Source organism: Methylobacterium sp. WL12, assembly GCF_008039475.1.
GTDB classification, from domain to species: Bacteria; Pseudomonadota; Alphaproteobacteria; order Rhizobiales; family Beijerinckiaceae; genus Methylobacterium; species Methylobacterium cerastii.
The window spans coordinates 56,135-80,271 of record NZ_VRUW01000013.1 but is presented as its reverse complement, the minus strand read 5'-3'; the positions used below and the strand labels follow the sequence as shown (position 1 = coordinate 80,271).

At 72.2% G+C, this 24,137-nt stretch carries 24 protein-coding genes and 1 pseudogene; 20 read left to right on the top strand and 5 right to left on the bottom strand.

The window, feature by feature from the left end:
* From FV226_RS08070 to FV226_RS08060, 3 genes and pseudogenes are all read right to left on the bottom strand, one after another.
* Positions 1 to 488 (bottom strand): annotated as a pseudogene (locus FV226_RS08070) (hypothetical protein); the annotation flags it as partial.
* Between the two features lie 186 nt (positions 489 to 674).
* The gene (locus FV226_RS08065) at positions 675 to 1,028 is read right to left on the bottom strand and encodes a phasin (RefSeq protein WP_147762492.1); all 354 of its coding nucleotides are present in this window, start codon (positions 1,026 to 1,028) and stop codon (positions 675 to 677) included.
* Positions 1,029 to 1,348: 320 nt separating this feature from the next.
* Positions 1,349 to 2,623: a glycosyltransferase gene (locus tag FV226_RS08060; RefSeq protein ID WP_147754502.1), complete on the bottom strand. Its 1,275-nt coding sequence runs from the start codon at positions 2,621 to 2,623 to the stop codon at positions 1,349 to 1,351.
* A gap of 166 nt (positions 2,624 to 2,789) precedes the next feature.
* Here FV226_RS08060 and FV226_RS08055 point away from each other — a divergent pair, with 166 nt between their 5' ends.
* Together FV226_RS08055 and FV226_RS08050 are read left to right on the top strand one after the other, a co-directional pair.
* Entirely contained in the window at positions 2,790 to 4,079 is a 1,290-nt protein-coding gene (locus FV226_RS08055; protein WP_147762491.1) for a glycosyltransferase family 4 protein, read from the top strand.
* A gap of 48 nt (positions 4,080 to 4,127) precedes the next feature.
* A complete protein-coding gene (locus tag FV226_RS08050) occupies positions 4,128 to 4,310 on the top strand; it encodes a hypothetical protein (protein WP_147754504.1) in 183 nt (60 codons plus the stop codon).
* Between the two features lie 87 nt (positions 4,311 to 4,397).
* On the opposite strand, the gene FV226_RS08045 is transcribed toward FV226_RS08050, so the two are convergent.
* The gene (locus tag FV226_RS08045) at positions 4,398 to 4,661 is read right to left on the bottom strand and encodes a hypothetical protein (RefSeq protein WP_147754505.1); all 264 of its coding nucleotides are present in this window, start codon (positions 4,659 to 4,661) and stop codon (positions 4,398 to 4,400) included.
* On the opposite strand from FV226_RS08045, the gene FV226_RS08040 reads away from it, so the two are divergent.
* The 18 genes from FV226_RS08040 to FV226_RS07950 all read left to right on the top strand — a co-directional run bounded on the left by FV226_RS08040 (position 4,644) and on the right by FV226_RS07950 (position 23,152).
* Positions 4,644 to 5,165: a phosphate-starvation-inducible PsiE family protein gene (locus FV226_RS08040; protein WP_147754506.1), complete on the top strand. Its 522-nt coding sequence runs from the start codon at positions 4,644 to 4,646 to the stop codon at positions 5,163 to 5,165. The genes FV226_RS08045 and FV226_RS08040 overlap by 18 nt on opposite strands.
* Positions 5,166 to 5,235: 70 nt before the next feature.
* Positions 5,236 to 5,964, top strand: coding sequence for a DUF1223 domain-containing protein (locus tag FV226_RS08035; protein WP_147762490.1), 729 nt, complete (start codon positions 5,236 to 5,238; stop codon positions 5,962 to 5,964).
* 284 nt (positions 5,965 to 6,248) lie between these two features.
* Entirely contained in the window at positions 6,249 to 6,818 is a 570-nt protein-coding gene (locus tag FV226_RS08030) for a sigma-70 family RNA polymerase sigma factor (protein WP_147762489.1), read from the top strand.
* Positions 6,811 to 7,506 (top strand): NrsF family protein, encoded by a 696-nt coding sequence (locus FV226_RS08025; RefSeq protein WP_147762488.1) that lies wholly within the window; start codon positions 6,811 to 6,813, stop codon positions 7,504 to 7,506. Before FV226_RS08030 ends, FV226_RS08025 begins: the two co-directional genes overlap by 8 nt.
* Positions 7,507 to 7,564: 58 nt before the next feature.
* Complete coding sequence (locus tag FV226_RS08020) at positions 7,565 to 7,978, top strand: DUF305 domain-containing protein (RefSeq protein ID WP_238271104.1); 414 nt, start codon at positions 7,565 to 7,567, stop codon at positions 7,976 to 7,978.
* 344 nt (positions 7,979 to 8,322) lie between these two features.
* Positions 8,323 to 8,919, top strand: a complete 597-nt coding sequence (locus FV226_RS08015; RefSeq protein WP_147762487.1) for a type II toxin-antitoxin system MqsA family antitoxin — start codon at positions 8,323 to 8,325, stop codon at positions 8,917 to 8,919.
* Positions 8,920 to 9,010: 91 nt separating this feature from the next.
* On the top strand, positions 9,011 to 9,421 hold the full coding sequence (locus FV226_RS08010; RefSeq protein ID WP_147762486.1) for a hypothetical protein: 411 nt from the start codon (positions 9,011 to 9,013) through the stop codon (positions 9,419 to 9,421).
* Between the two features lie 82 nt (positions 9,422 to 9,503).
* Positions 9,504 to 11,216 carry an HlyD family efflux transporter periplasmic adaptor subunit gene (locus FV226_RS08005; RefSeq protein WP_147762485.1) on the top strand — a complete coding sequence of 571 codons (1,713 nt, stop codon included), beginning with the start codon at positions 9,504 to 9,506 and terminating at the stop codon, positions 11,214 to 11,216.
* Positions 11,217 to 11,226: 10 nt separating this feature from the next.
* Positions 11,227 to 14,355: an efflux RND transporter permease subunit gene (locus FV226_RS08000; protein ID WP_147762484.1), complete on the top strand. Its 3,129-nt coding sequence runs from the start codon at positions 11,227 to 11,229 to the stop codon at positions 14,353 to 14,355.
* Between the two features lie 266 nt (positions 14,356 to 14,621).
* Positions 14,622 to 14,975, top strand: coding sequence for a hypothetical protein (locus FV226_RS07995; protein ID WP_147762483.1), 354 nt, complete (start codon positions 14,622 to 14,624; stop codon positions 14,973 to 14,975).
* Positions 14,976 to 15,044: 69 nt separating this feature from the next.
* Positions 15,045 to 16,667, top strand: coding sequence for an ABC-F family ATP-binding cassette domain-containing protein (locus FV226_RS07990; protein ID WP_147762482.1), 1,623 nt, complete (start codon positions 15,045 to 15,047; stop codon positions 16,665 to 16,667).
* A 216-nt stretch (positions 16,668 to 16,883) separates the two neighbouring features.
* Positions 16,884 to 17,894, top strand: coding sequence for a helix-turn-helix domain-containing protein (locus tag FV226_RS07985; protein ID WP_147762481.1), 1,011 nt, complete (start codon positions 16,884 to 16,886; stop codon positions 17,892 to 17,894).
* A 319-nt stretch (positions 17,895 to 18,213) separates the two neighbouring features.
* Positions 18,214 to 19,770: an RNA polymerase factor sigma-54 gene (gene rpoN / locus FV226_RS07980; RefSeq protein WP_147750727.1), complete on the top strand. Its 1,557-nt coding sequence runs from the start codon at positions 18,214 to 18,216 to the stop codon at positions 19,768 to 19,770.
* 241 nt (positions 19,771 to 20,011) lie between these two features.
* A complete protein-coding gene (raiA, locus tag FV226_RS07975) occupies positions 20,012 to 20,620 on the top strand; it encodes a ribosome-associated translation inhibitor RaiA (RefSeq protein WP_147762480.1) in 609 nt (202 codons plus the stop codon).
* Positions 20,621 to 20,752: 132 nt separating this feature from the next.
* The gene (ptsN, locus tag FV226_RS07970) at positions 20,753 to 21,220 is read left to right on the top strand and encodes a PTS IIA-like nitrogen regulatory protein PtsN (RefSeq protein WP_147750725.1); all 468 of its coding nucleotides are present in this window, start codon (positions 20,753 to 20,755) and stop codon (positions 21,218 to 21,220) included.
* Positions 21,221 to 21,273: 53 nt separating this feature from the next.
* A complete protein-coding gene (locus tag FV226_RS07965; protein WP_246691528.1) occupies positions 21,274 to 21,570 on the top strand; it encodes a hypothetical protein in 297 nt (98 codons plus the stop codon).
* A 476-nt stretch (positions 21,571 to 22,046) separates the two neighbouring features.
* Positions 22,047 to 22,433 (top strand): PepSY domain-containing protein, encoded by a 387-nt coding sequence (locus tag FV226_RS07955; RefSeq protein ID WP_147750723.1) that lies wholly within the window; start codon positions 22,047 to 22,049, stop codon positions 22,431 to 22,433.
* Positions 22,434 to 22,495: 62 nt separating this feature from the next.
* Positions 22,496 to 23,152: a hypothetical protein gene (locus FV226_RS07950; protein ID WP_147762478.1), complete on the top strand. Its 657-nt coding sequence runs from the start codon at positions 22,496 to 22,498 to the stop codon at positions 23,150 to 23,152.
* Positions 23,153 to 23,256: 104 nt separating this feature from the next.
* On the opposite strand, the gene FV226_RS07945 is transcribed toward FV226_RS07950, so the two are convergent.
* A complete protein-coding gene (locus tag FV226_RS07945; protein ID WP_246691527.1) occupies positions 23,257 to 24,072 on the bottom strand; it encodes a YdcF family protein in 816 nt (271 codons plus the stop codon).
* Positions 24,073 to 24,137 lie beyond the last annotated feature (65 nt).

The following is a 24,137-nucleotide window of genomic DNA, read 5'->3' as shown; positions in this document are numbered from 1 at the left end:
GGGCGGGACGGCGCGGCGGGTTTCAGCGGCACCACGTTGGTGTAGGCGGGGGCAGCCTCGGGCTCCGCGGCCGGGACCGGCGCGGCCTCGACGGGCGGGCTCGGCTCGGGAGCCGCCGCAATTTCGGGTTCGGCGACCGGCGCCTCGGCCTCCTCGGACAACGTCTCCGGCTCCGCGGACGGCGCGGCGACGAGATCGGTCTCCGCGAGGTCAGCCTCGGCGAGGTTGGCGTCGGCAGGCACCGGCATCTCGGCCGGCGCGGCCTGCGGTTCGGCCGCGGGCGTCGCGGCGCTCAGCGCCTCGGGCGAGACCGTGTCGAGCAGGTGGGCGTGAAGCGGCTCGGGCGCGGCCTCCGACGGCACCGCCGGGAACGCGTCCTCGGCCGGGTGCAAGGCCGCCTCGAGCGCGCTGGCCTTCAGCGGGGTCGGCGCTTTCGCGGGCGGGCGGCGGCCGGTCGATCGGCCCTGCGGCGTCCGTTGCTTGCCCATCGTCGAAGTCCCTCGAGGCCGTCCGGATTCCGTTCCGGCTCGCGTGCGAATCGGAAACGGGCAGCAAGGTAGACCAGTTGCCGCCCGGCGCAACGTGTCGCCGGCCAGGCGGCGCGCGGCGCCGACGGGACGTCACGGCGCCGGGGCGGCCGGCATGTCCGGCCCCATAGGGGGCCGGGCGTCGGCTCAGCGCGCGGCGTTCTGGGCGATGGCGCCGAGGTCCTTGGCCTGCGCCTGCATCGCGGCGATCTGGCTGCGGACGAACTCGGACTGCAGCTCGAAGGCCTCGCGCAGGTCCTTGGTGCGCACGAGCTTCTGCGCGAAATCGAAGGTGGCGTTGGCGTTGGTCTGGGCGTGGTCGAAGCCCTTGGCGACGGCGGCCTGCATCGAGGACTGGAGCGAGACGCCCGAGGTCTGGACCTGCTCGGCGGCCTTGAGCGCGTTGCCCATCAGGGTGCCGACGGCGGTGCGGGCCTGGTCGACGCTCTTCTCGGCGAAGTCGCGCATCTCGGTCGGGATCTCGAAGTTCGGGGTCTGCATCTTCAGCTCCTCGGAGGTCGTCGTTCACCGGGCGATTTCGAAGCGATCGCCGGTGCCGACCGGATTTATGTTGCGTTGCAACAATAAGTCAAGGCACCTTCTTGGAACAAAAAATCGTTGCCTAATCAACAGTGAAGTGGCTGCAGGTGCCTCCGTCCGGCGGCAACAGGCTCGGCACCTGACAGAATGGCCGTCGTGTTACTGCAATGGCCGACAGAGCAGACGGACACGACGGCCGGGATTGGCGATTCATCGCTTGCGGGTCCCGCGGCGGCGGTCGAAAACTTGATTCGAAACAGACGATAGGTCGGACTCGCTCGTCATAGCGGATGCAGGGCCGGGCGTTCGGCGGCGATGCCGGCGGGCTCTTGCTGCATCGCATCACGAGGCGTGCGCCGCAGGCCGGCATAGAGCGCGGCCGACGTCTCGGCGTGCCGGGCGATCGTCATCGGCGCGGCCCAGTAGCGGGCATGCGCCGCCCGGCCCATCGCGGCGACGCGGGCATCGTCGGCGAGCTTGGCGAAGGCGACGGCGAGGGCGGCGGGCTCGGGCGGGACGACGAAACCGCTGGTGCCGTCCAGGACCTTCTCGGCGGCGCCGGAGCGGTCGGAGGCGACCACAGGGATGCCGGCGGCGAGCGCTTCGTAGACGGTGAGCGGCCCGGTCTCGTACCAGCGCGAGGGCGCCGCGAGCGCGCGGGCGCGGTGGCGCAACTCCGCCTGCACGGCCTCCGGCGAGCGCCAGCCGAGCAGCTCGACGCCGGGCATGGCGCGCAGCTCCGCCTCCAGAGGCCCGGTGCCGACGAACAAAGCCGTGAGGCCGGCCTGATGGGCGGCTGCGGCGACGAGGTCGGCGCCCTTCTCGCGGGTGAGCCGGCCGACATAGGCGACGGCGTCGCCCGCCTCCGGCGCGGCCGGAACGCCGGGGGCGACCCGCACCGGGTTGTCGACGCGGTGGTGCGTCAGCCCGTAGCCGCCGAGCATCGTCCCCATCCGCGCCCGGCTCGCGTCGCAGACGTGGACCACGTGGAGCCCGCGCCCCGACACGGCCCGCCGCGCCGCCGCGGTGCGGGCGACCCGCACCAGCTTGTGCAGGCGGCTCTTGGCATCGCAGGGCGCCAGGATGCAGGCGGCGGACATCGGCGCGAGGCTGCAGGGCTCGCCCGCGTCGAAACGGTAGTGGACGCCGTTGGGGCAGGCGAGGAAGTAGTCGTGCAGCGTCAGCACCACCGGGGCGCCGGCCGCCAGCAGCACCGGGAAGATTGCGGGCGACAGGCTGCGGGTCCACTGGTGCACGTGGACGACGTCCGGCGCGACGGGGAGACGCCGGAGGGCGTCCTGCAGCGCGCGCGCGGCGCGGGCGTGCCAGATGCCGGCCGCCGCCGCGGCCACGGGGTTTCGCGCCCAGACGTCGGGAAGGTCAAGGCCGATCCGGGTGACGTTGCGATGGTCGAGGAGCGGGTCGACCGGGCCGGCGACGCCCTGGACGTAGGTGACCCTCAGGCCGAGCTCGGCCAGCCCCCGGGCCGATTCCACGGCCACCTTCTCGGCGCCGCCGCTCGGGCTCGCGAACTCGGCCAGGATCACGACGTGCATGGCGACACCGGCACAGGAGGTCGGATGAGAGGCGGTCGAGCGGGGGCGACCTGGGCAAGGACGATCCGAAAAGGACAACCGCAGATCGCCGACCCGCCCGAGGTTTACGCGGGATCAACTGCATTCCGGTAAACGTGGGGACACTTCAGGGAGCGGGAGCCGCCTCGTGCACGTCGTCCTCGTCGCCGACCACGCCTACGTCAACGGCGGCCAGGCCAAGGTCGCGCTCGATTCGGCCCTCGGGCTCGCCGCCCGCGGCACCCGGGTGACGCTGTTCGCCGCCTGCGGCCCAGCCGACCCGCGCCTTGCCGCCGCCGGCATCCGCGTCGTCTGCCTGGACCAGGACGACATCTCGAGCACGACCAACAAGCTCGCCTTCCTGGCGCAGGCGATCTGGAACCGTACCGCGGCCCGGGCGCTCGCCGCCGAGCTGGCCCTGTGCGACCCCCACGACACCGTGGTCCACGTCCACGCCTTCGCCAAGGCGCTGTCGCCGTCGATCGGCGTCGCCCTGCGGCGCTCGCGGCTGCCGCTCGTCTACACCATGCACGAGTTCTTCCTGGTCTGCCCGACGGGCGGGTTCTACGAGTACCCGGCCGCCGCGATCTGCCACCGGACGCCGATGTCGGGCGCCTGCCTGAGGACGAACTGCGACGCGCAGAGCTTTCCGCGCAAGCTCGCGCGGGTCGTCCGCCACCTCGGCATGACCCAGGTGGCCGACCTCCAGCACCTCTTCCGCCACGTCATCACGATCAGCGACCTGCAGGCGCGGGTGGTCGGCCCACTCCTGCCGCGCGGCACGCAATTCCACCGGGTCGACAACCCGATCGCGGTGGCGCACCGGCCGATGGTGGAGCGGGCGCCGGGCGACTTCCTGTTCGTCGGGCGGATCTCGACCGAGAAGGGCGCGCCGATCTTCGCCGAGGCCGCGCGGCGGGCCGGCATCCGCGCGGTCTTCGTCGGCGACGGTGAGCAGCGGGCGGAGCTCGCCCAGCGCTACCCCGAGGCGACGATGCTCGGCTGGCGCGACGCCGCGGGCGTGCAGGCCCTGATGGCGTCGGCGCGCGCGCTGGTCTTCCCCAGCGTCTGGTACGAGGGCCAGCCGCTCACGGTCTACGAGGCGCTGGCGCTCGGCACGCCGGTGGTGGTGAGCGACGCCTGCGCGGGGCGCGAGGCGGTGATCGACGGCGAGACCGGCTTCCTGTTCCGCTCCGGCGACCCGGACGCCCTGGCCGCCCACCTGCGCCGCCTCGCCGACGACGCCCTGGCCGCGCGGATGGGCCGGGCCGCGCATGCCCGCTACTGGGCCGCGCCGCTCACCCTCGACGCCCACCTCGACCGCCTCGGCGGCGTCTACGACGTGGTGCTGCGCGAGTCGGCGTCCGGCCGGACGGCCCGGCCCGCGGCCGCCGCCCTGCCGACGCGGCGTGAAACACCCGGGCCGGCCCGGCGTTGACGGTCATCGGCGCCGTCTTCGGCGCCTCGTGACGCAGGAGTTGCCCCGATGACCGACGACCACAAGACGCCGAAGGGCGCGGACAAGCCGGGGTTCCAGCAGGGCAGCGCCAAGCCCGGCGACGAGACGAACCCCGCCAACCGGCAGGACAAGCTGAACGAACGCCTCGACGACGCCCTCGAGGAGACGTTCCCGTCGAGCGACCCGGTCTCGGTGAAGATCACCAAGTAGTTCGATTCGCGAAAAGATGTCGGGCCGGTGCGCGTGAGGCGCGCCGGCCCTTTTTCGTAGGCTTCCCGCAGGATGCGAAGTGCGTGTTCAGCGCCCGCGCAGGAAGAAGAACCAGATCAGGAGGATGACGGGGATCGGGATCCCGATGAGCCACAGCAGGCCGCCGGTCAGCATGTCATTCTCCTCTGAGTTGCATACGGAGAACCGGGCGATCCGGAAAACCGTTCCGGCGTGCGGAAAGCGCCGCGATCCCCACACGCCGTCCCCCTTGCGCTGGACGCCGGACGCACGATCCTGTTTCATCGGAACAAAGCAGCATCCGGGGGGCATGCCATGGCCGACGATCCGCACGCGCAGGGCCGCCTTACGCGGGCGTCCAGCTTCGTCTTCCTGCACACCGAGCACGCGATCTACGCGGCGCTCGGCCTGCTCCTGGCCTTCACGGCGCTGATCGCGCTGATCGACGCCGTCGGGCTCACATGGGAAGCGGTGCGCTCCCTCGGCGGGGCCACGCAGACGCTGGAAGTTGTCGACCGGCTGCTGTTCCTGCTGATGCTGGTGGAGATCCTGCACACGGTGCGGGTCTCGATGCGCTCGGGCCGGCTCACCTGCGAGCCGTTCCTGATCGTCGGGCTGATCGCCTCGATCCGGCGGGTGCTGGTGATCACCCTGCAATCCTCCGAGATCATGCACGGCAAGGATTGGTCGCCGGAGAAGGCGGCCCTGTTCCAGGCCTCGATGATCGAGCTCGGCGTCCTCGCCGGCCTGATCCTCACCATGGTGGCCTCGATCTTCCTGCTCCATCGCGCCCGCGACGACGACAAGCCGGCCGGCGAGGAGACGGACACGCTCTGACGCGGCGGCGCGGTAACCGGCACGGCGCGGGCGCGAATCACCGGCATTTGCCCGTTTCCGGAGATTGGCCATGCGATCCATCACGCGATCCACCCTGCGCCGCACGATCCCGCTCGCGCTCCTCGCCGCCCTAATCGGCTCTTTCGCCGGCACACGCGCCGTCGCCGCCGGACGGCCGGTGGTGGTGGAGCTGTTCACCTCGCAGAGCTGCTCGTCCTGCCCGCCGGCCGAGGCGCTGCTCGGGCAGCTCGCCGGCGAGGGGCGCGAGGTTCTGCCGCTCGCCTTCCACGTCACCTACTGGGATCACCTCGACTGGCGCGACACCTACGCCCTGCCCGCCGCCACCGCCCGGCAGGCGGCCTACGCGAAAAAGCTCGGCGGCGGGTCGTACACGCCCGAGGCGGTGATCGACGGCCGGGTCGGGCTCGTCGGCTCCGACGCCGGCGCGGTCCGCGGCGCGATCGCGACGGCCGAGGGCGCGGCCTCCGCGGAGGCGCCGGTGACGCTGGCGCGGCGCGGCGGCACCCTCGTCGTCGCGGTCGGCGCCGGGCAGGGCGCCGGCACCGTGACGCTCGTCGGGTTCGATCCGAGCCACGCCACCCGGGTCGCCCGCGGCGAGAACGCCGGCCGCACCATCGCCCAGGCCAACGTCGTCCGCGCCGTGTCGGACCTCGGCCGCTGGAGCGGGCAGGCGGCGACCTGGGAGACGCCGCTCCCGGCCGGCGCCGACGCCGCGGTGATCGTGCAGGGCGCCGACGGCCGGATCTTCGGGGCGGCGCGGCTCGGGCCGGCCACCTGATACCAAGTCTCATGGGTCAGAACCCATGAGGTCCGGCGGACGACCGCCGCCCCGCAGTCGCGGGGGGGCCGAACCTCGATGAGTCGGGCTCGGCGAGGTTCGGCATGAGCGTAACCTTCACGCCGCCCCGGCGAAGACGGATGCGGGCGATGGGCGCCCGACGTCGTTCCTGAGGCTCGCCGATGTTCCTGTCCGCCGTCGGCCCGGCTCCCACGCTGCGGGTGCGTTCCCCCGGCGGCGCCGTTGCGCTAGGGTCGGGGACACGACGCGGCGACAGGGCGGCGATGGCGCTCGAGGACAGTCTGGCGACGGCGATGGCCGCGGCGCAAGCGGGCGATGCGGCGGCCTACCGCCGGCTGCTCAACGCCTGCCTGCCGGTGATCGCAGGCATCGCCCGCGCGCAAGGCGTGCGCGGCGAGGCGGTGGACGACGTGGTGCAGGACACCCTGCTGACGATCCACAAGGCGCGGGCGAGCTACGACCCGGCGCGGCCGTTCCTGCCGTGGCTGCGCGCCATCACCCAGCGCCGGGCGATCGACCGGCTGCGCCGCGCGGGGCGCCGCCCGCAGGAGGTGCACGACCCCCTGGCCTACGAGGCCCACGCCGACGCAGGGCCCGCCCCGAACACCCGCATCGAGGCGGACGAGCGCAACGCCGCGCTGGCGCGGGCGGTGGCGGCGCTGCCGGACGGGCAGCGTCAGGCGGTGGAGCAGCTCGCCTACGCCGAGCGCTCGCTGGAGGAGGCGGCGGCGCTCACCGGCCGCAGCAAGGGTGCGCTGAAGGTGAACCTGCATCGCGCCCTGAAGGCGCTGCGCGGCACGCTGGCCCGGGACAAGGAGGGCGGCGATGCCTGAATCCGTGCACGAATCCCTGGTCGACGACCTCGTCGGCGGCCTCGCGCCGGTGCGCCGGCTCAGCCCGCCGGCCTGGCGCGCGGCGGCCTGGCTCGCGGCTGTGCTGGCGGTCGCCGCGATCCTGATGCCGATGGCCGACATGGACGGCCTGCGCATGCGCCTCGCCACGCCGGACCTGCGCATCGCGGCGCTCTGCGCCGGGCTCACCGCGATCACCGCCGCGCTCGCCGCCTTCATGACCAGCGTGCCCGGCCGCTCCCTGCGCTGGGGGCTGCTGCCGCTGGTGCCGGCCGCGTTCTGGGTCGGCGCGAGCGGGCTCGGATGCTTGCGCGGCTGGCTCGCCCCCGGCACCACCCCGGCCGACGGCCACGCGATGGAGGGCTGCTTCGCCTTCCTCGTCGGCGTGTCGCTGCCGCTCTCGGTGCTGCTCGTGGTGATGCTGCGCCGCGCCTGCCCGCTGCACCCGAACCTCACCGCGGCGCTCGGCGGCCTCGCGGCGGCCGCGGCGGCGGCGACCCTCTTGGTCCCGTTCCACCCGCACGACGCCACCGCGACCGACCTCCTGATCCACGCCGTCACCGTGCTCGGCGGGATCGGGCTGAACGGAATCTTCGGCGGGCGGCTGCTCGGGGGCGGCCCGGATGCGGGCGTGCGCGCCCGGAACGATCGATCCTCCGGCGGCGGTTGACCTTGCCACCATGGCAAGCTTCACGGTGGCCCACATCCCCGTGAGGAGCCTCGACCCCATGCGAAACATCGTCCGCCCCGCCGCGATCGCGCTGGCCGCCACCTTCGCCGGCGCGGCGCTGGCACAGAGCACGCCGCCGCGCATGGACCACGATAAGATGGGTCACGAGCACATGGACCATGCCGGGCGCCATCCCGCGCCGGCCGCCGGCGAGGCGCCCTCGACCCAGGCGTTCCGCGCCGTCGACGCGCGGATGCACGCCGACATGGCGATCCGCTACAGCGGCGACGTCGACGCCGACTTCGTGCGCGGCATGATCCCCCACCACGAGGGCGCCATCGGCATGGCGCGGGTCGCGCTGCAATACTCGAAGGACCCGGAGGTGCGGGCGCTCGCCGAGGAGATCGTCAAGGCGCAGGAAGGCGAGATCGCCCGGATGCGGGCGATCCTGGCGCGGACGGGCGCGAAGTAAAACGCGCTCTGCGGCTCCGAACGTTCTGTCGTGAGCCCCGATCCCGTTCGGCGCGGGTGCGGCCTTGACGGATCGGACGTTCGGCATCTTATAGGCATCCTGCGTACAGGAAGAACCGGTGTCGGCCTGCAAGGTTCGGATCGTCGTCGATCATGCCGCCAGCGACGACCCGATCTTCACGGTCGAGGTGCGGACCCCCTGGGGTTCGCTCGATGTGATGGCCGAGGTGACGCTGTCGGGACGCGTCCTGGAGCTGAAGGGCATGCACGTCGGCGGCGACCCGACGACGAAGTGGGGCGCGGCCGTGCTCCGCGACATCGCGCAGGGCGTCATGGAGGAATTGGATGTCGACGCGATCCACGTTGTTGGCGGCGTTCGGACCACGGGTGCAAATCCGGGACGAGACCCTCGTCCGCGACGGCTCCGCCGAACGCCTCAACCTCAAGCGGCTTCCGGGCTCGCACCTCGACACGGTGGCGGCGGCCCGCGCCCTGGTCCGTAGGCACCTTCCGGTGAAGGCCGCCCACGCGGTCATGACGGAGGTGTTCGACACGGGCGAGGCCTATGTCGAGCTCCCGAAGGTCGAGAGCCTGAGCCGCCTCGCCTCGGAGCTGACGGCGTTGGGCATCGCGGTCCGCAAGCACGGGCCGGACCCGATCTCCGTCCGGAGCGTGCGCGAGGCCCTGCGGCTCTCGCAAGCTCAGTTCGCGCTCCGGTTCGGGCTGGAGGAGGCGACGGTCAAGAATTGGGAGCAGGGCAAGTCGAAGCCGAACGCCACGGCCATGACATTGATCTGGACGATCCATCGCCACCCCGAGGCGGTCGTCGACGCCCTTGCCGTGAGCGGAACCGCGGTGAGCGGAATCGCGACCGAGGCGGAGCCAGTCGGCCACGCTTCGGCGGCTCTGGATTCCGGGCTCCGCTTCGCGGCCCCGGAATGACGGGGTGTTTGGCCAATGCCCGAGCGGCATGATCCCTGATCATCGGAGCCGACCCTGCCCTTTCGCCCGAATCGTGCTAGGCTTCGCCGCGATGCTTAGCGCCCGGCACCTCTTGCGACGGCTCGCTGCGATCCTTCGGGTCGCAGCGCTCCTCGTCATGGTCCCGGCCTTCGCCCAGGCGCATGCCGGGCACGCGCACCACACCGGCGCCGGCCATCCCGCGTTCGGCCATGCCGCGGTCGGCCACATCCTGAACGCCGCGGCCCAGCCGGATCCCGCGATGCAGGCGGCGGTCGTCGCCGCGGGGGACTCGGCGTCCGACCGGGCGGATTGCGTGGCCTGCCCGGGCTGTTGCTGCGCCCACGTCTTCGTCGCGGCCGCGGACGGGGACGGCGTCCGCCCCGACGACTTGAACGGCCTCCGCGTCGCGATGGGGCCGGAGACCGCGCGCCCGAGCGCGGTGCCCGAGGCCCTTCCCGAGCCCCCTCGACCCTTCGCCTGAGACCGCGCGCCGCCGGCCGGCGCGCCCGACGCGGCTCGTCTGGTCGAGCCGCGCTCCGTCCCGATGCGAAAGTCGACCTCCCATGACGATCCGGCTTCCCGCCGCCCTTTCGGCGGCCCTCGTGGCGTTCCTGGCGACCGCCGCGCTCACCCTCGGCCCGTGGGCCGGCGCGGCGCGCGCCCACGAAGGCCACGACCATTCCGAGGCCGCCGCGGCGCCCGGCGTCGAGGCTCCGCGCGGCACGTCGAGCACCGACGCCCTCGAACTCGTCGCGGTGGCGCGCGACGGACGCCTGACGGTGTTCCTCGACCGCGCCGACACCAACGAGCCCGTCGCCGACGCGACGATCACGGGGGAGACGCCGGCGGGCCAGGCGACGGCGGTTGCGGCGCCCGACGGCAGCTACCGCCTCGACGCCCCCTGGAGCGCGACGCCGGGCGCGTACGACGTGCTGTTCACGGTGACCGTCGGCGGCAGGGCCGACCTGTTCCCGGTCGACATCGACGTCCCGGCCCCCCCCGCCCCGGCGGTCGAGCCCGCGCCCTGGCATGCGGGCCTCGCCGTCGCCCACGATTTCGGCGCGCACCTGCGCAGCGCCGACCCGATGCCGTTCCTCGTCGGCGGCGCCGGCTTCGTGCTCGGCATCCTCGCGACGGTGCTGATGCGAGCCCGCCGGGGCGTCGCGGCGGTCGCGCTCCTCGTGCTGGCGGCCGGGCTGCTGTTCGCGCCCTCCGCCTTCGCGCACGGCGACGACGACCACGACGCGCCGACGCCGATGGCCGCCGCCGGCGCACAGGACCTCGCCCGGCGCCTGCCCGACGGGTCGGTGTTCGTGCCGAAACCCACCCAGCGCGTGCTGACGCTGCGCACCCTCGTCACCGCATCGGGCGTGCTGGCGCGGACCACGGAGCTGCCGGGACGGATCATCGCCGACCCGAACGGCAGCGGCGTGGTGCAATCCTCGGTCGGCGGCCGGCTGTCGCCGCCGGAATCCGGCCTGTTCCCGCGCCTCGGCTCGCCGGTGCGCAAGGGCGAGGTGCTGGCCTTCGTCACGCCGCCGGTCCAGGCGGTGGACGTGTCGGACATGCGCCAGCGCCAGGGCGAGCTCGACCAGCAGATCGCCATCGTCGCGCGCCGGGTCGAGCGCTACCGCAAGCTGAGCCCCGGCGGCGCGGTCTCGCAGGTCCAGATCGACGACGCGGACGCCGAGCTCAAGGGCCTGGTCGACCGCCGCAAGGCCCTCGACGGCGTCCGCTCGCAGCCGGAGGCGCTGGCGGCGCCGGTCTCGGGGGTGGTCGCCGAGGCCAACGCGGTCGCCGGCCAGATGGCGAGCCCGGGGGCGATGGTGTTCAAGATCGTCGACCCGGCACGGCTGTGGGTCGAGGCCCTGAGCTTCGACGCGCTGGCCAGCACGGCCGACGCCACCGCGCGGCTCGCCGACGGGCGCCGGCTCGAGCTGGCCTACCGCGGCGCCGGCCTCGCCGACCGCGCCCAGGCCGTGCCGATCCAGTTCGCTGTGCGCGACGCGCCGCCCGAGTTGCGCACCGGCCAGTTCGTGACCGTGCTCGCCGCCACCGACACGCAGCAGACCGGCCTCGCCCTGCCGCGGCTCAGCGTGGTGCGCGGCGGCAACGGCCAGACCCTGGTCTACGAGCACGTCGCGCCGGAGCGCTTCGCGCCGCGCGAGGTCCAGGTCGAACCGCTCGACGCCGCCCGCGTGCGGGTGGTCTCGGGGCTGAAGCCCGGGCAGCGGATCGTGACGCAGGGCTCCGAACTCCTCAACCAGATCCGCTGAGGAGGCCGGCATGTTCACGTTCCTCGTCACGCAGGCCCTGCGCAACCGGCTGGCGGTGCTGGCCGTCGCCGCGATCCTCGTCGTCTACGGCGCGTTCACCGTCACGCGCCTGCCGGTCGACGTCTTCCCCGACCTCAACCGGCCCACCGTCACGATCATGAGCGAGGCGGAAGGCCTCGCCCCGCAGGAGGTCGAGCAGCTCGTCACCTTCCCGCTGGAGACGCAGATGAACGGGCTGCCCGGCGTCACCCGCGTGCGCTCGGTCTCGGGCGTCGGCCTGTCGGTGGTCTATGTCGAGTTCGACTGGGGCACCGACATCTACCGCAACCGCCAGCAGGTGGCCGAGCGCCTCGCCATGGCGCGGCCGCAGCTGCCGGCGGAAGTGAGCCCGACCATGGGTCCGATCTCCTCGATCATGGGGCAGATCGTCATGGTCGCGCTCACCGGCGACACGGTCGACCCGATGCGCCTGCGCGAGATCGCCGACTTCACGATCCGGCCGCGCCTGCTGTCGATCCCCGGCGTGGCGCAGGTGATCCCGATGGGCGGCGAAGTGCGCCAGTTCCGCGTCGCGCCCCAACCCACGGCGCTGCGGGCGCTCGGCGTGACGCAGGCGCAGCTCGAGACCGCGTTGGCGCAGTTCGGCACCAACACCGGCGGCGGCTTCACCGACCAGTACGCCCGCGAATACCTGATCCGGAACCTCGGCCGGACCATGAACCTCGACGACCTGCGCAACATGGTCGTCGCCACCGTGGACGGGCGGCCGGTCTACCTGCGGCAGGTGGCGGAGGTGTCGTTCTCCGCCAAGGTGAAGCGGGGCGACGCCGGCTACATGGGCGCGCCGGCGGTGGTGATCTCGGTGGAGAAGCAGCCCGGCGCCGACACCGTCGCGCTCACCGGGCGGATCGAGGCGGCGCTCTCGGAGATCACCGCGACCCTGCCGGCGGGCGTGCGCGCCGACCGGCTGATCTTCCGGCAGGCGAACTTCATCGAGACCTCGATCCGCAACGTCGAGCAGGTGCTGGTGGAAGCGATCGTGGTGGTGGCGATCGTGCTGTTCGCGTTCCTGCTGAACCTGCGGACCACGGCGATCTCGCTCACCGCGATCCCCGTCTCGATCCTGGCGACGGCCATCGCGTTCCACCTCGCCTGCCTATCGATCAACACGATGACCCTCGGGGGGCTCGCCATCGCCGTCGGCGAGCTCGTCGACGACGCGGTCGTCGACGTCGAGAACATCTTTCGCCGGCTCAAGGAGAACCGCGCGGCGGACGACCCGCGCTCGACCTTCGCGGTGGTGGTCGCCGCCTCGCAGGAGGTGCGCTCCGGCATCGTCTACGCGACGATGGTGATCGTGCTGGTGTTCGTGCCGCTGTTCGCGCTCTCCGGCATCGAGGGCCGGCTCTTCGCCCCGCTCGGCCAAGCCTACATCGTCGCGATCCTGGCGAGCCTCGTGGTCTCGATCACCCTGACGCCGGTGATGGCCTACTACCTCCTGCCCGGCCTCAGGCGCCTCGACCAGCACGAGAGCGGGTTGATCCGCCGGCTCAAGCGCGCGCTGGCCGCGACCCTGCGCGTCGCCCTGCCCCGCGGGCGCCCGATCCTTCTCGCGGCCGCGGTCGCGGTCGCGGCGGCCGGCGTCGCGGCGGCGTGGCTGCCGCGCGCCTTCCTGCCGCCGTTCAACGAGGGCTCGTTCACCGTCAACATGACGTTCAACCCCGGCATCTCGCTGCCCGAGAGCAATCGGATGGGGCTGGTGGCCGAGCGCCTGCTCCTGGAGATCCCCGACGTGCGCTCCGTCGGCCGCCGCACCGGCCGGGCCGAGCTCGACGAGCACGCCGAGGGCGTCCACTCCTCCGACCTGGAGGTGGACCTGAAGCCCGGCGCCCGGGCCAAGGACGCCCTCGTCGCCGACATCCGCTCCCGCCTCGCCCTGCTGCCGGTCGGCGTCAACGTCGGCCAGCCGATCTCGCACCGGCTCGACCACATGCTCTCGGGCGTGCGGGCCGAGATCGCCCTGAAGATCTTCGGCGACGACCTCGACACCCTGCGCAGCCTCGCCGGAGACCTGCGGCAGCGCCTGGCCGCGATCCCCGGCATCGCCGACCTGCAGGTCGAGAAGCAGGTGCTGATCCCGCAGCTCGAGGTCCGGGTCGACTACGCCCGGGCCGCCCTCTACGGCGTGCAGCCGGCGGCCCTCGTCGAGCAATTGAGCCGGCTCTCGAACGGCCAGGTGGTCTCGCGGGTGGTGGACGGCGTCCGCCGCTTCGACGTGGTGATGCGGCTGTCCGACACCCAGCGCACGACCCAGGCGCTCGGCGACCTCCTGGTCGAGACGCCGTCCGGCTGGGTGCCCGCGCGCCAGATCGCCGACATCCGCGAGACCGACGGCCCGAACCAGATCCTGCGCGAGAACGCCAGGCGCAGGATCGTCGTCCAGGCCAACACCGCGCCGGGCGCCGACATGGGCCGGGTCGTCGCCGCCATCCGCGAGCAGGTGGACGCCACCCTATGGCCGCCGGGCTACGCCACGAGCCTCGAAGGTTCGTTCCAGGCGCAGGGCGAGGCGGCGCGCACCATCGGCCTGCTCTCGCTCGTCTCGCTGGCGCTGGTCTTCACCCTGCTCTACGGGCGCTACCGCTCGGCGGTGCTGACCCTGATCATCCTCGGCAGCATCCCGCTGGCGCTGATCGGCTCGGTGGTCGGCCTGTGGCTCGCCGGGCAGCCGCTCTCGGTCGCCTCGATGATCGGCTTCATCACCCTCACCGGCATCGCCACGCGCAACGGCATCCTGAAGATCAGCCATTGGCTGAACCTCGCGATCCACGAGGACCTGCCGTTCGGGCCGGACCTCGTGATCCGCGGCAGCCTGGAGCGGTTGACGCCGGTGCTGATGACGGCGCTCGCGGCCGGCATCGCGCTGGCGCCGCTGCTGGTCGGCGCCGACGCGCCGGGCAAGGAGATCCTGCACCCGGTCGCGGTGACGATCTTCGGCGGCCTGATCAGCGCGACGCTGCTCGACACGGTGCTGACGCCGATCCTGTTCCTCGCCTTCGGCCGCAAGCCGCTGGAACGCCTGCGGGCCGCCGCCCGCGCGGAGGCGCCGGCCGGGGGTGCGACGGCCGAGGCGTTTTGACGGGGCTTTCCGCTACGTCTCCCTCCCCCCTAGGACCGCCGCGCAGTCAGACGACGGCTCCGGTACGGATCGCGCGAGACGCACCGCGGCTCCTTCTCCCGGGGGGAGAAGGCTGGGATGAGGGGCGTGCCCCCTCCGGACAGTTCTCGCCCCTCACCCCAACCCTCTCCCGCCCGGGAGAGGGGGCCCGCGCTTCATCGCGAAGATGTCGAGGCCTTGCGAAGGACCTTCGACAGACCTCCCCCCGTAAAACCCAGGAGCCGTCCATGCGCCCCATCCTCGCCACCGCCCTCTTCCTCACCCTCGCCGTCCCGGCCCTCGCCGCCGGCCCGAACGGCGGCGTCGTGGTGGTGGCGGACGGGCATCCGATCGAGTTCGTCGCCTCGGACGCCGCGCTGACCTTCTTCGTCACCGACGACGACGGCGGCCCGGCCAAGACCGTCGGCGTGACCGGCAAGGCCTTCGTCCAGGCCGGGGGCCGGACCGAGACGGTGGCGCTGGCCGGCGCAGAGCCGAACCGGCTCGTCGGCACGCTCAAGGCGCCGCTGCCCGCCGGCGCCAAGGTGGTGCTGTCGGCGCGGATGCACGGCCACACCCTGCAAGCCCGCTTCGAGAGATGAGCCCTGCCCTTTCGGTGATGCGCCCGATGCCGTAAGGCCCGCGGGACCACACCAGGGCCTTTCCACCGCATGATACGCCTCGAAAAGATCGGCAAGCAGAACGGCCGGCAGATCGTCTTCATCGAGGCGTCGGCCGCCCTGCAGAAGGGCGAGAAGATCGGGCTCGTCGGCCCCAACGGCGCCGGCAAGACCACCCTGTTCCGGATGATCACCGGCGAGGAGGAGCCCGACGAGGGCCAGGTCTCCACCGATCGCGGCGTCACCATCGGCTATTTCAGCCAGGACGTCGGCGAGATGTCGGGCTGCAGCGTGGTCTCGGCGGTGATGGACGGCGCCGGCCCGGTTAGCGCGGTCGGCCTGGAGATGAAGGCGCTGGAGGCGGCGTTCTCCGATCCCGACCGGGCCGACGAGATGGACGCGCTGATCGCCCGCTACGGCGAGGTCCAGGCGCGCTTCGAGGAGCTCGACGGCTACGCGCTCGAAGGCCGGGCCTACGAGGTGCTGGCTGGCCTGAGCTTCAGCCAGGAGATGATGGACGGCGACGTCGGCAAGTTGTCGGGCGGCTGGAAGATGCGCGTGGCGCTGGCCCGCATCCTCCTGATGAACCCGGACGTGATGCTGCTCGACGAGCCGTCGAACCACCTCGACCTGGAGAGCCTGATCTGGCTCGAATCCTTCCTCAAGGGCTTCGAGGGCGCGCTGCTGATGACCTCGCACGACCGCGAGTTCATGAACCGCATCGTCGGCAAGGTGATCGAGATCGACGGCGGCACCATCACCACGTTCTCCGGCGACTACGCCTTCTACGAGCAGCAGCGGGCGCTGAACGAGAGCCAACAGCAGGCGCAGTTCGAGCGCCAGCAGGCGATGCTGGCCAAGGAGATCAAGTTCATCGAGCGCTTCAAGGCCCGGGCCTCCCATGCCGCCCAGGTGCAGAGCCGCGTGAAGAAGCTCGACAAGATCGAGCGGGTGGAACCCCCGAAGCGCCGGCAATCGGTGACGTTCGAGTTCCAGCCGGCGCCGCGCTCGGGCGACGACGTCGTGATGCTCAAGGGCGTGCACAAGCGCTACGGCAGCCGCACGATCTACGAGGGCCTGGATTTCGGCATCCGCCGGCGCGAGCGCTGGTGCGTGATGGGCGTCAACGGCGCCGGCAAGTCGACGCTTCTGAAGCTCGTCACCGGCTCGGCCGCGCCCGACGACGGCACGGTCGCGGTCGGCGGCAGCGTCAAGCTCGGCTACTTCGCCCAGCACGCTATGGACCTGCTCGACGGGGATCTCACCGTCTTCCAGGACCTGGAGAGCACCTTCCCGCAGGCCGGCCAGGGGTCCTTGCGGGCGCTCGCCGGCTGCTTCGGCTTCTCGGGCGACGACGTGGAGAAGCGCTGCCGGGTGCTGTCGGGCGGCGAGAAGGCGCGGCTGGTGATGGCCAAGATGCTGTTCGACCCGCCGAACTTCCTGGTGTTGGACGAGCCCACCAACCACCTCGACATCGGCACCAAGGCGATGCTGATCGACGCGCTGTCCAGCTACGAGGGCACGATGCTGTTCGTCAGCCACGACCGCCACTTCCTGGCCGCGCTCTCGAACCGGGTGCTCGAACTCACCCCTGACGGCATCCACCAATACGGTGGCGGCTACACCGAGTACGTGGCCCGGACGGGTCAGGAGGCACCGGGCCTGCGCAGCTGAAGGCGCGACGAGGGCGGTGACCTTCGCGCCTGCGTAGACCGCGAGCTGTTCGAGGCGCCTATACGTGATCCCACCCAGGGAAGACGGCGGCCGACCGCACGACTATGCGTTGCAGACCTCGCCCTAGTCTTGTCGAATCCTTTAGGTGATTCACATAGGTTAGGGTTATCGCGGGCCGAGGCCGATCGCGGTCCGCGCCAGCAGGGGTCGAAGAACGTGTCGCTGCCCTTGCTCTCCTTCTCCAGCAAGGCCCTGCGCCCGGCCGTCGGGTTCGACGCGTATCACGCCCTCTACGCGACCGGCGCCGACGTGACGCGCACGGACGGGGCGTTCCACGCCGAGGTGCGGGCCTACCGCTTCAACCGCATGCTGGTGTTCGAGCGCCGGCTCGCCGGCGTCGGCCACGACCGCGACGTCGCCCGCGTCCGCCGCGACGGCTTCGACCACCTCACGCTCCACCTGCTGCTCTCCGGCACCCTGGTCGCCGGCGCGGAGGGCGAGGAGCGCCGCCTGCGCCCGGGCGAGATCCTGGTCATCGACACCAGCGCGCCGCAGCGGAACCGGTGCGACGACACGCACACGATCACCGTGGCGGTGGCCCGCGACCAGATCGGGTCGCTGATCCCGGACCCGCGGGCCTTCCACGGCACGGTGCTGTCGCAGCGGGTGGCCGGCGTGATCGCCGACCTGATGATCTCCTTCACACACCGCGTCGAGGCGCTGACCCCGGACACGTCGGACCAGTTCGGCCCCGTGCTCGGCATGCTCCTGGCCGCGGCCCTCAAGGGGACGCCGCCGGGTGCCGAGGCCGTCGCCGCGTTGGGGCAGCCCGACGGCGGACGCCGCCGGAAGGTCGAGGCGTTCATCGAGGCGCACCTGTCGGACCACGGCCTCGACGCCGACGCGATCGCCGGCGGCGTCGGGATCTCGCGCACCGTGCTGTACCGGTGCTTCGCCGCGGACGGCGGCGTCGCGCGCTTCATCCAGCTGCGGCGCCTCGAACGGGTCCGCAACGTGCTGCGCCGCCGCGGCGGGGCGCACCCGCTGGCGGCGATCGCCCACGCGCACGGCTTCTCCAGCGAGCAGCACCTCAACCGCGCCTTCCGCTCGACCTTCGGCCGCCCGCCGGGGCAGTTCCGGAGCATGATCGAGCAGCTGCGACGCGCGAAGGACCCGGGCGACGGCCGGACCCAGCCGCTCAACGACTGGCTGATCGAATTGTACTGACGCGGGGATGCGCCGATCCGGCCCGCCCGGACAGGCAAGGACCGCCCGGACAGGCAAGGACCGCCCGGACAGGCAAGGACCGCCCGCGGCGAAGCCTGCGTATGGCAACCGTTCCTCAGCACATCCGTGCGAGCGTGCCGTGTGCCGGCTGTGGCGTTGGCGCCACCATCCACCGAACCAGCGCGCAGCACACCCAACACGCTTTGACGCGGGGGCGCGATGGGTTTAAAGGGCTTAACTGAAGTTAAAGCAAGAACCGTGCCTATTGCGTAGCAACGCGGGGCGCGGCCTGTTCACCGAAGAGGACCGAGGCGACGCGATGAGTTTGCTGCAACGGCTGGAAATGCGCCAGGGCCAGTCCCTGGTGATGACACCGCAGCTTCTGCAAGCGATCAAGCTCCTCCAACTCTCCCAGCTCGATCTTGCGGCCTACGTCGACGCCGAGCTGGAGCGCAACCCGCTCCTGGAGCGCGCCGAGGCCGAGCCGACCGACGGCCCGGGCGAGGCCGCGGGCGCGGAACCCGCCGCCGAGGCCTTCGCGGACGGGGCGGAGTGGAAGGCGACCGAGGTCGACCCGGGCCGCGGCGAGATCGACGGCGACTTCGACGCCCGCCTTGACAACGTCTACCCCGACGACGCGCCGAGCCCGATCCGCGAGGCGGCCACCGGCGACATGCTCTCGCTGACGCCCGCGCCCTACGGCAACACCGGCGGCAGCTTCGATTCGGAGGCCCCGGACTTCGAGGCGACGCTCACCGTCGAGACGTCGCTCCGCGAGCATCTCGGCCGCCAGCTCGACCTCGCCACCCGCGACGCCACCGACCGGCTGATCGGCGGCTTCCTGATCGATGCGGTGGACGAGGCCGGCTACCTCCGGGAATCGATCGATGCGGTGGCCGAGCGCCTCGGCGCCTCCCTCGACCGGGTCGCCGGCGTGCTCAAGCTCGTCCAGAGCTTCGATCCGGCCGGCGTCGCCGCGCGCGACCTCGCCGAATGCCTGGCGCTGCAGCTGCGGGAGAAGGACCGGTTCGACCCGGCGATGCAGGCGCTGGTCTCGCGCCTCGACCTCGTGGCCAAGCGCGACTTCTCCGCCCTCCGGCGCCTGTGCGGCGTCGACGACGAGGACCTCGTCGAGATGCTGGGCGAGATCCGCCGGCTCGATCCCAAGCCGGGCCGCGCCTTCGGCTCGAGCGGCGTCGAGGTGCTGATCCCCGACGTGTTCGTGCGCGCCGCCCCCGACGGCTCCTGGCTGGTGGAGCTCAACGGCGAGGCGCTGCCCCGCGTCCTGGTCAACCAGAGCTACTACGCCCGCGTGGTGCGCGGCGCGAAGGCGGAGGGCGACAAGGCCTTCCTTTCCGAGGCGCTGCAGACCGCGAACTGGCTCACCCGGAGCCTGGAGCAGCGAGCGCGCACCATCCTCAAGGTCGCCACCGAGATCGTGCGTCAGCAGGACGGGTTCTTCGTCCACGGCGTCACGCACCTGCGGCCCCTGAACCTCAAGACGGTCGCCGAGGCGATCGGCATGCACGAATCCACCGTCTCGCGCGTCACCTCCAACAAGGCGATCGGCACCAGCCGCGGCACCCTGGAGATGAAGTACTTCTTCACCGCCGCGATCCCGGGCGCGGCCGGCACCGCCGCCCACTCCTCGGAGGCCGTGCGCCACCGCATCAAGCAGCTCGTGGACGGCGAGACCTCGGACGACGTGCTCTCCGACGACGCCCTGGTGCAGAAGCTGCGCCACGAAGGCGTCGACATCGCCCGCCGCACGGTGGCGAAGTACCGCGAATCCCTGCGCATCCCCTCCTCGATCGAGCGCCGCCGCGAGCGCTACGCGCAGGGCGGGATGGTGGCGGGGGTGATGATGGCGCGGTGAACGCGCCGCGAGCGGGCTCTTCGCCCGCCGCGCTGGAGGATGACGGCGCTGCCGCGCAGGGCGGTTTCAGGCCCGCCCCGGCGGTTGGACCGTGACCGGCAAGGCTTCTCACGTCCGTTGACTTCGCCTGCGCCGGCTTCTCTACTCCGTCCCCCGTCACGCCGACGGGTCGGCGTTCCGCCGAATCCCGCTCGCCGCGGTCGGTGGGCGAAAGACCAGGGTCAACCGCACCGGAGGATACATGGGGTCATTGCGCGTCACGGGCCACGGCCTGGACCTCGGCGAAGCCCTCAGGGGCCGTGTCGACGAGCGGATGGCGGCGACCCTGTCAAAATACCTCGACGGGCACATGAACGAGAGCAGCACCGGCCACGTCACGCTCCGGCGCGACGGCTCGGCGTACCGCACCGATTGCGTGCTGCACCTCGTCTCCGGGCTCACCATCGAGGCGTCGTCCACCGCGCACGACCCGCGCGCCAGCTTCGAGCAGACCGCAGACCGGCTGGAGAAGCGCCTGCGGCGCTACAAGCACCGGCTCAAGGAGCACGCCCAAGGACCGAACGGGGGGCCGAACGGCGCCGCGGTCGAGGCGGCCTACGCGGTGTTCGCCGCGCCCGAGGACGACGAGGACGAGGACGAGCCCGACGACGGCGCGAGCCACCCGCCGATCGTGGCCGAGAGCACCAAGACCCTCAAGCGCCACTCGGTGAGCGAGGCGGTCACCGCGCTGGACCTCACCGGCGCCCCGGTGATCGTCTTCGTGCATGCTGGCACCGGCCGCATCAACGTCGTATACCGGCGCAGCGACGGCGCGATCGGCTGGGTCGACCCGCCGAGCGCGGCGGCCTGAGCCGAGGACGCCGGAACCGGCCTTCGGGGCGGGGATTGGTGTTTTTGGGGCGCGGCCGCGCGGACAACGCGGTGCGCGCCCTCTTCATGGGGCGTGGCCCCCATGGTTCGAGAGCGGGCGGGCGGTCCTTCGATGCCGATGCTGGAATTCCTCGATCCGGATTCCGTGGTGCCCTCGCTCCGCGCCCGGGCCAAGAAGCAGGTGCTGCAGGACCTCGCCGCCCAGGCGGTCCGCCGCCTGCCGACGCTCGACGTCCGCGACGTCTACGAGACCCTGCTGCAGCGCGAGCGCTTGGGCTCCACCGGCATCGGCGACGGCGTCGCGATCCCGCACGGCAAGCTGCCGGGCCTCGACCGGCTGTTCGGGCTCGTCGCCCGCCTCGACCGGCCGGTGGACTTCGAATCCCTCGACGGCCGCCCGGTGGACTTCGCCTTCCTGCTGCTCGCCCCCGAGGGCGCGGGCGCCGACCACCTCAAGGCCCTGGCCCAGGTGGCGCGCATCCTGCGCGAGCCCGGCATCCTCGACCGCATCCGCGCGGCGCGCGACGCGCACGCCCTCTACGCGCTGCTCACCCACACCTCGACCTCGCAGGCCGCATGACCGGGCGTCGCGTGAGCCGGCCTCGGGTCTTGCCGTTCGCCGTGGCGGCGACGCTGCTCGCCGTCCCGCACGCCGTGCAGGCTCAACAGGGCGCGGCCGACGGCACCTGCGCCCGCGACATGCTCGTCGCCCAGTCGATGCAGCGCCAGGCGATCGACCAGCTCGAGCAGGCCGACGGCGACGACGCCAAGAGCTGCCGGATCTGGCGCCGCCACGTCGACACCATGCGCCGCGTCGCCGGCGTCTACGGCCGCTGCCTCTCCGGCGGCGAGCGCGGCACCCGCCTGAGCCAGGTGCAGGACTCCGAGAAGGAATTCTCGGCCGCGATCAAGGCCCGCTGCCGGGGCTGACCCGCCGGCTGGGCTGCCGCCCACCTTCGTTCCCGACGGCTTGCCGAGTGCGCATCCCCTCGCCCCGCTTGCGGGGAGAGGGCTCGGCCGACCTCGTCGTCGGCCGAGCGAGGCGGCAGCCGACGGTGAGGGGGCTGACCCGGATGAGCCTCCTCCGTTCGCTCCCCCTCACCCTCGCTTCGGCTTCGCCTTTCGCTTCCCGGCTGCACGACGGGGTGCGGCCGGGCCTCTCCCCGCATGCGGGGAGAGGGGAAGCCCACGGTTCATCCGATGGGGCGAGGCGTTTACGAGGCACGGAATGCCCGGCTTTCCGGTGCGTCTCAGCGCTCATCGCGAAACCGTTCCCGGGAAAACGACAATTTCTCGCGAAACGCCACGCTTTCTCGAGCCGGCGCAAAGATGTCTTCGAAGAATATAGTTCGGAACGCTTGGGGCTGCGACGGGATTGATTGGGGGTAACAGTAGAGGAAACCGCCTTGCAACGCCATCTGACTGCCATCGCGCTCGTGACCCTGCTCGGGACCGGCATCGCCTCCGCTCAGACCACGACCACGGGCACCCCCGCGCCGGACGCAAAGTCCAGCGAGAAGTCCGGTGGTCAGGAGGCCGTGACGCGGCCGAACACCGACCGCCCAGACGCCTCCAAGCCGGCCACCGCCAACGCGGCCGCGAACGCGAAGCTGGAGGAAGGCGCCAACAGCTTCACCGAAGCCCAGACGCACAAGCGCCTGGAGGATGCCGGCTACAAGGACGTCCGCGGCCTGAAGAAGGACGACAAGGGCATCTGGCGCGCCGAAGCCGTGCTGAACGGCAAGCCGGTCAAGGTCGGCGTCGACTTCAAGGGCAACGTCGCCGCGCAGTGAGCGCCGTCCCCGGACGGTTAGAGCGCAGCCGCGCGATTTTCGACGACATCCAGGATTTGACCATGGCACATCAGACCATCACCGCCCTCTACGACGACTACGACGCGGCCAGCACGGCGGTGACCCGCCTTGAGGCCGCCGGCGTCTCGCACGGCGACATCAGCGTCGTCAGCAACAACGAAGGCGACCGGCATGCCGGCCGCATCGGGACCGGCGACCACGCCGACACCGCGCACAAGGCCGAGACCGCAGCCGGCACGGGCGCCTCGCTTGGTACCGTCGTCGGCGGTGCGACCGGCCTCCTCACCGGCCTCGGCCTTCTCGCGATTCCCGGCGTCGGCCCGGTCGTCGCCGCCGGCTGGCTCGTGGCGACCCTGACCGGCGCCGGCATCGGCGCCGCCGCCGGCGGCCTCGTCGGAGCCCTGACGGGCGCCGGCATCAGCGAGACCGACGCCCACACCTACAACGAGGGCATCCGCCGCGGCGGCACCCTCGTCACGGTGCGGGCGGACGAGGCCCACGCTAACACGGTGATGGACATCCTCGAGGAGCACGGCTCGGTCGACGTCGGCGAGCGCTCGAACAGCTGGCGCTCCGAGGGCTGGAGCGGCCCCGCGCTGACCGCATCGGACCCGGCCGGCCCGACGCCGACGAACGGCCTGCCGCCGAACGCAGGCGGCCGCCCCGGCGTCCGCACCTACCCCGCCCGGCCGCTTTAAGCGGTCTCGCTTAGGGTCCGTCGCCCCGGCGGCGGCCCACGATCTTCAGCCCCGCGGCGCCCCGGCGCCCGGGGCTGATTCGTGTTCGGAAGACAAAGGGGCGTCTAGCGCAGGTCGCGCAGCAGCGGTTCGGCGACCATCCGCACCGGCGCCTTCACCGGCTTGCCGCGGCCGATCAGGATCGCGACGCGGGAACTCTCCGGGTCGGTCTCGAACCGGGTGCGGACCCAGGCCACCAGGAACTTCAGGTATTCCGACGCCAGCAGTTTCGTGGCCGAGGGGCTGTGCCACCAGTCGGCGCCGTCGAACCCTTCGGCGATCACCGGATGGGGCACGATCCGGTCGCCCCCCTGCAGGGCGTGGTCGAGCTCGATCAGCGTCCGCGGCATGTGGTAGTTCGAAGTCACCACCGCGACGGTGCTGAAGCGGTTGTGGCGCATCCAGCGCCGAGTCTCGATGGCGTTGCCGATGGTGTTGCGCGCCCGGTAGTCGAGGTCGACGCAGCAATCGATCCAGTGGCGCTGCGTCTGGTTGAGCCGGGCGATCTCGTCGCGGCTGGTGCGCTCGTTGACGCCGGTGATCAGCAGGCGCCGGCCGTAGCCGCCGGCCAGCAGGTCGATCGCGTCGCCGATGCGCTGGGCGCCGCCGGTGAGCGCGACGATGCCGTCGGCCCGGCCCTGCGGCACCCGCTCGCTGCGGTCCAGGGCGGCGACGAAGGCGAGGAAGCCGGCGACCAAAGCCACCGCGGCGAGGCCACCGAGGCCGAGGATCGTCAGCGCCACCGGGCCGATGGGCCGCGCGGCCGGCGCCGCGGGCACCGAACGCGGCTCGGCATCCCAGACCCAGCCGGTGAGCTCGGCAAGCTCGTCACCCGGGCCGGCCCGTCTCGGATCGAAGGCGCGCGCCATACGCGTGGTCATGCTCGCTGAGGATAGCGCCGAATGCGGCGGGGCGGAGGCGACATTTGCGGCGGCGAATCCTTTCC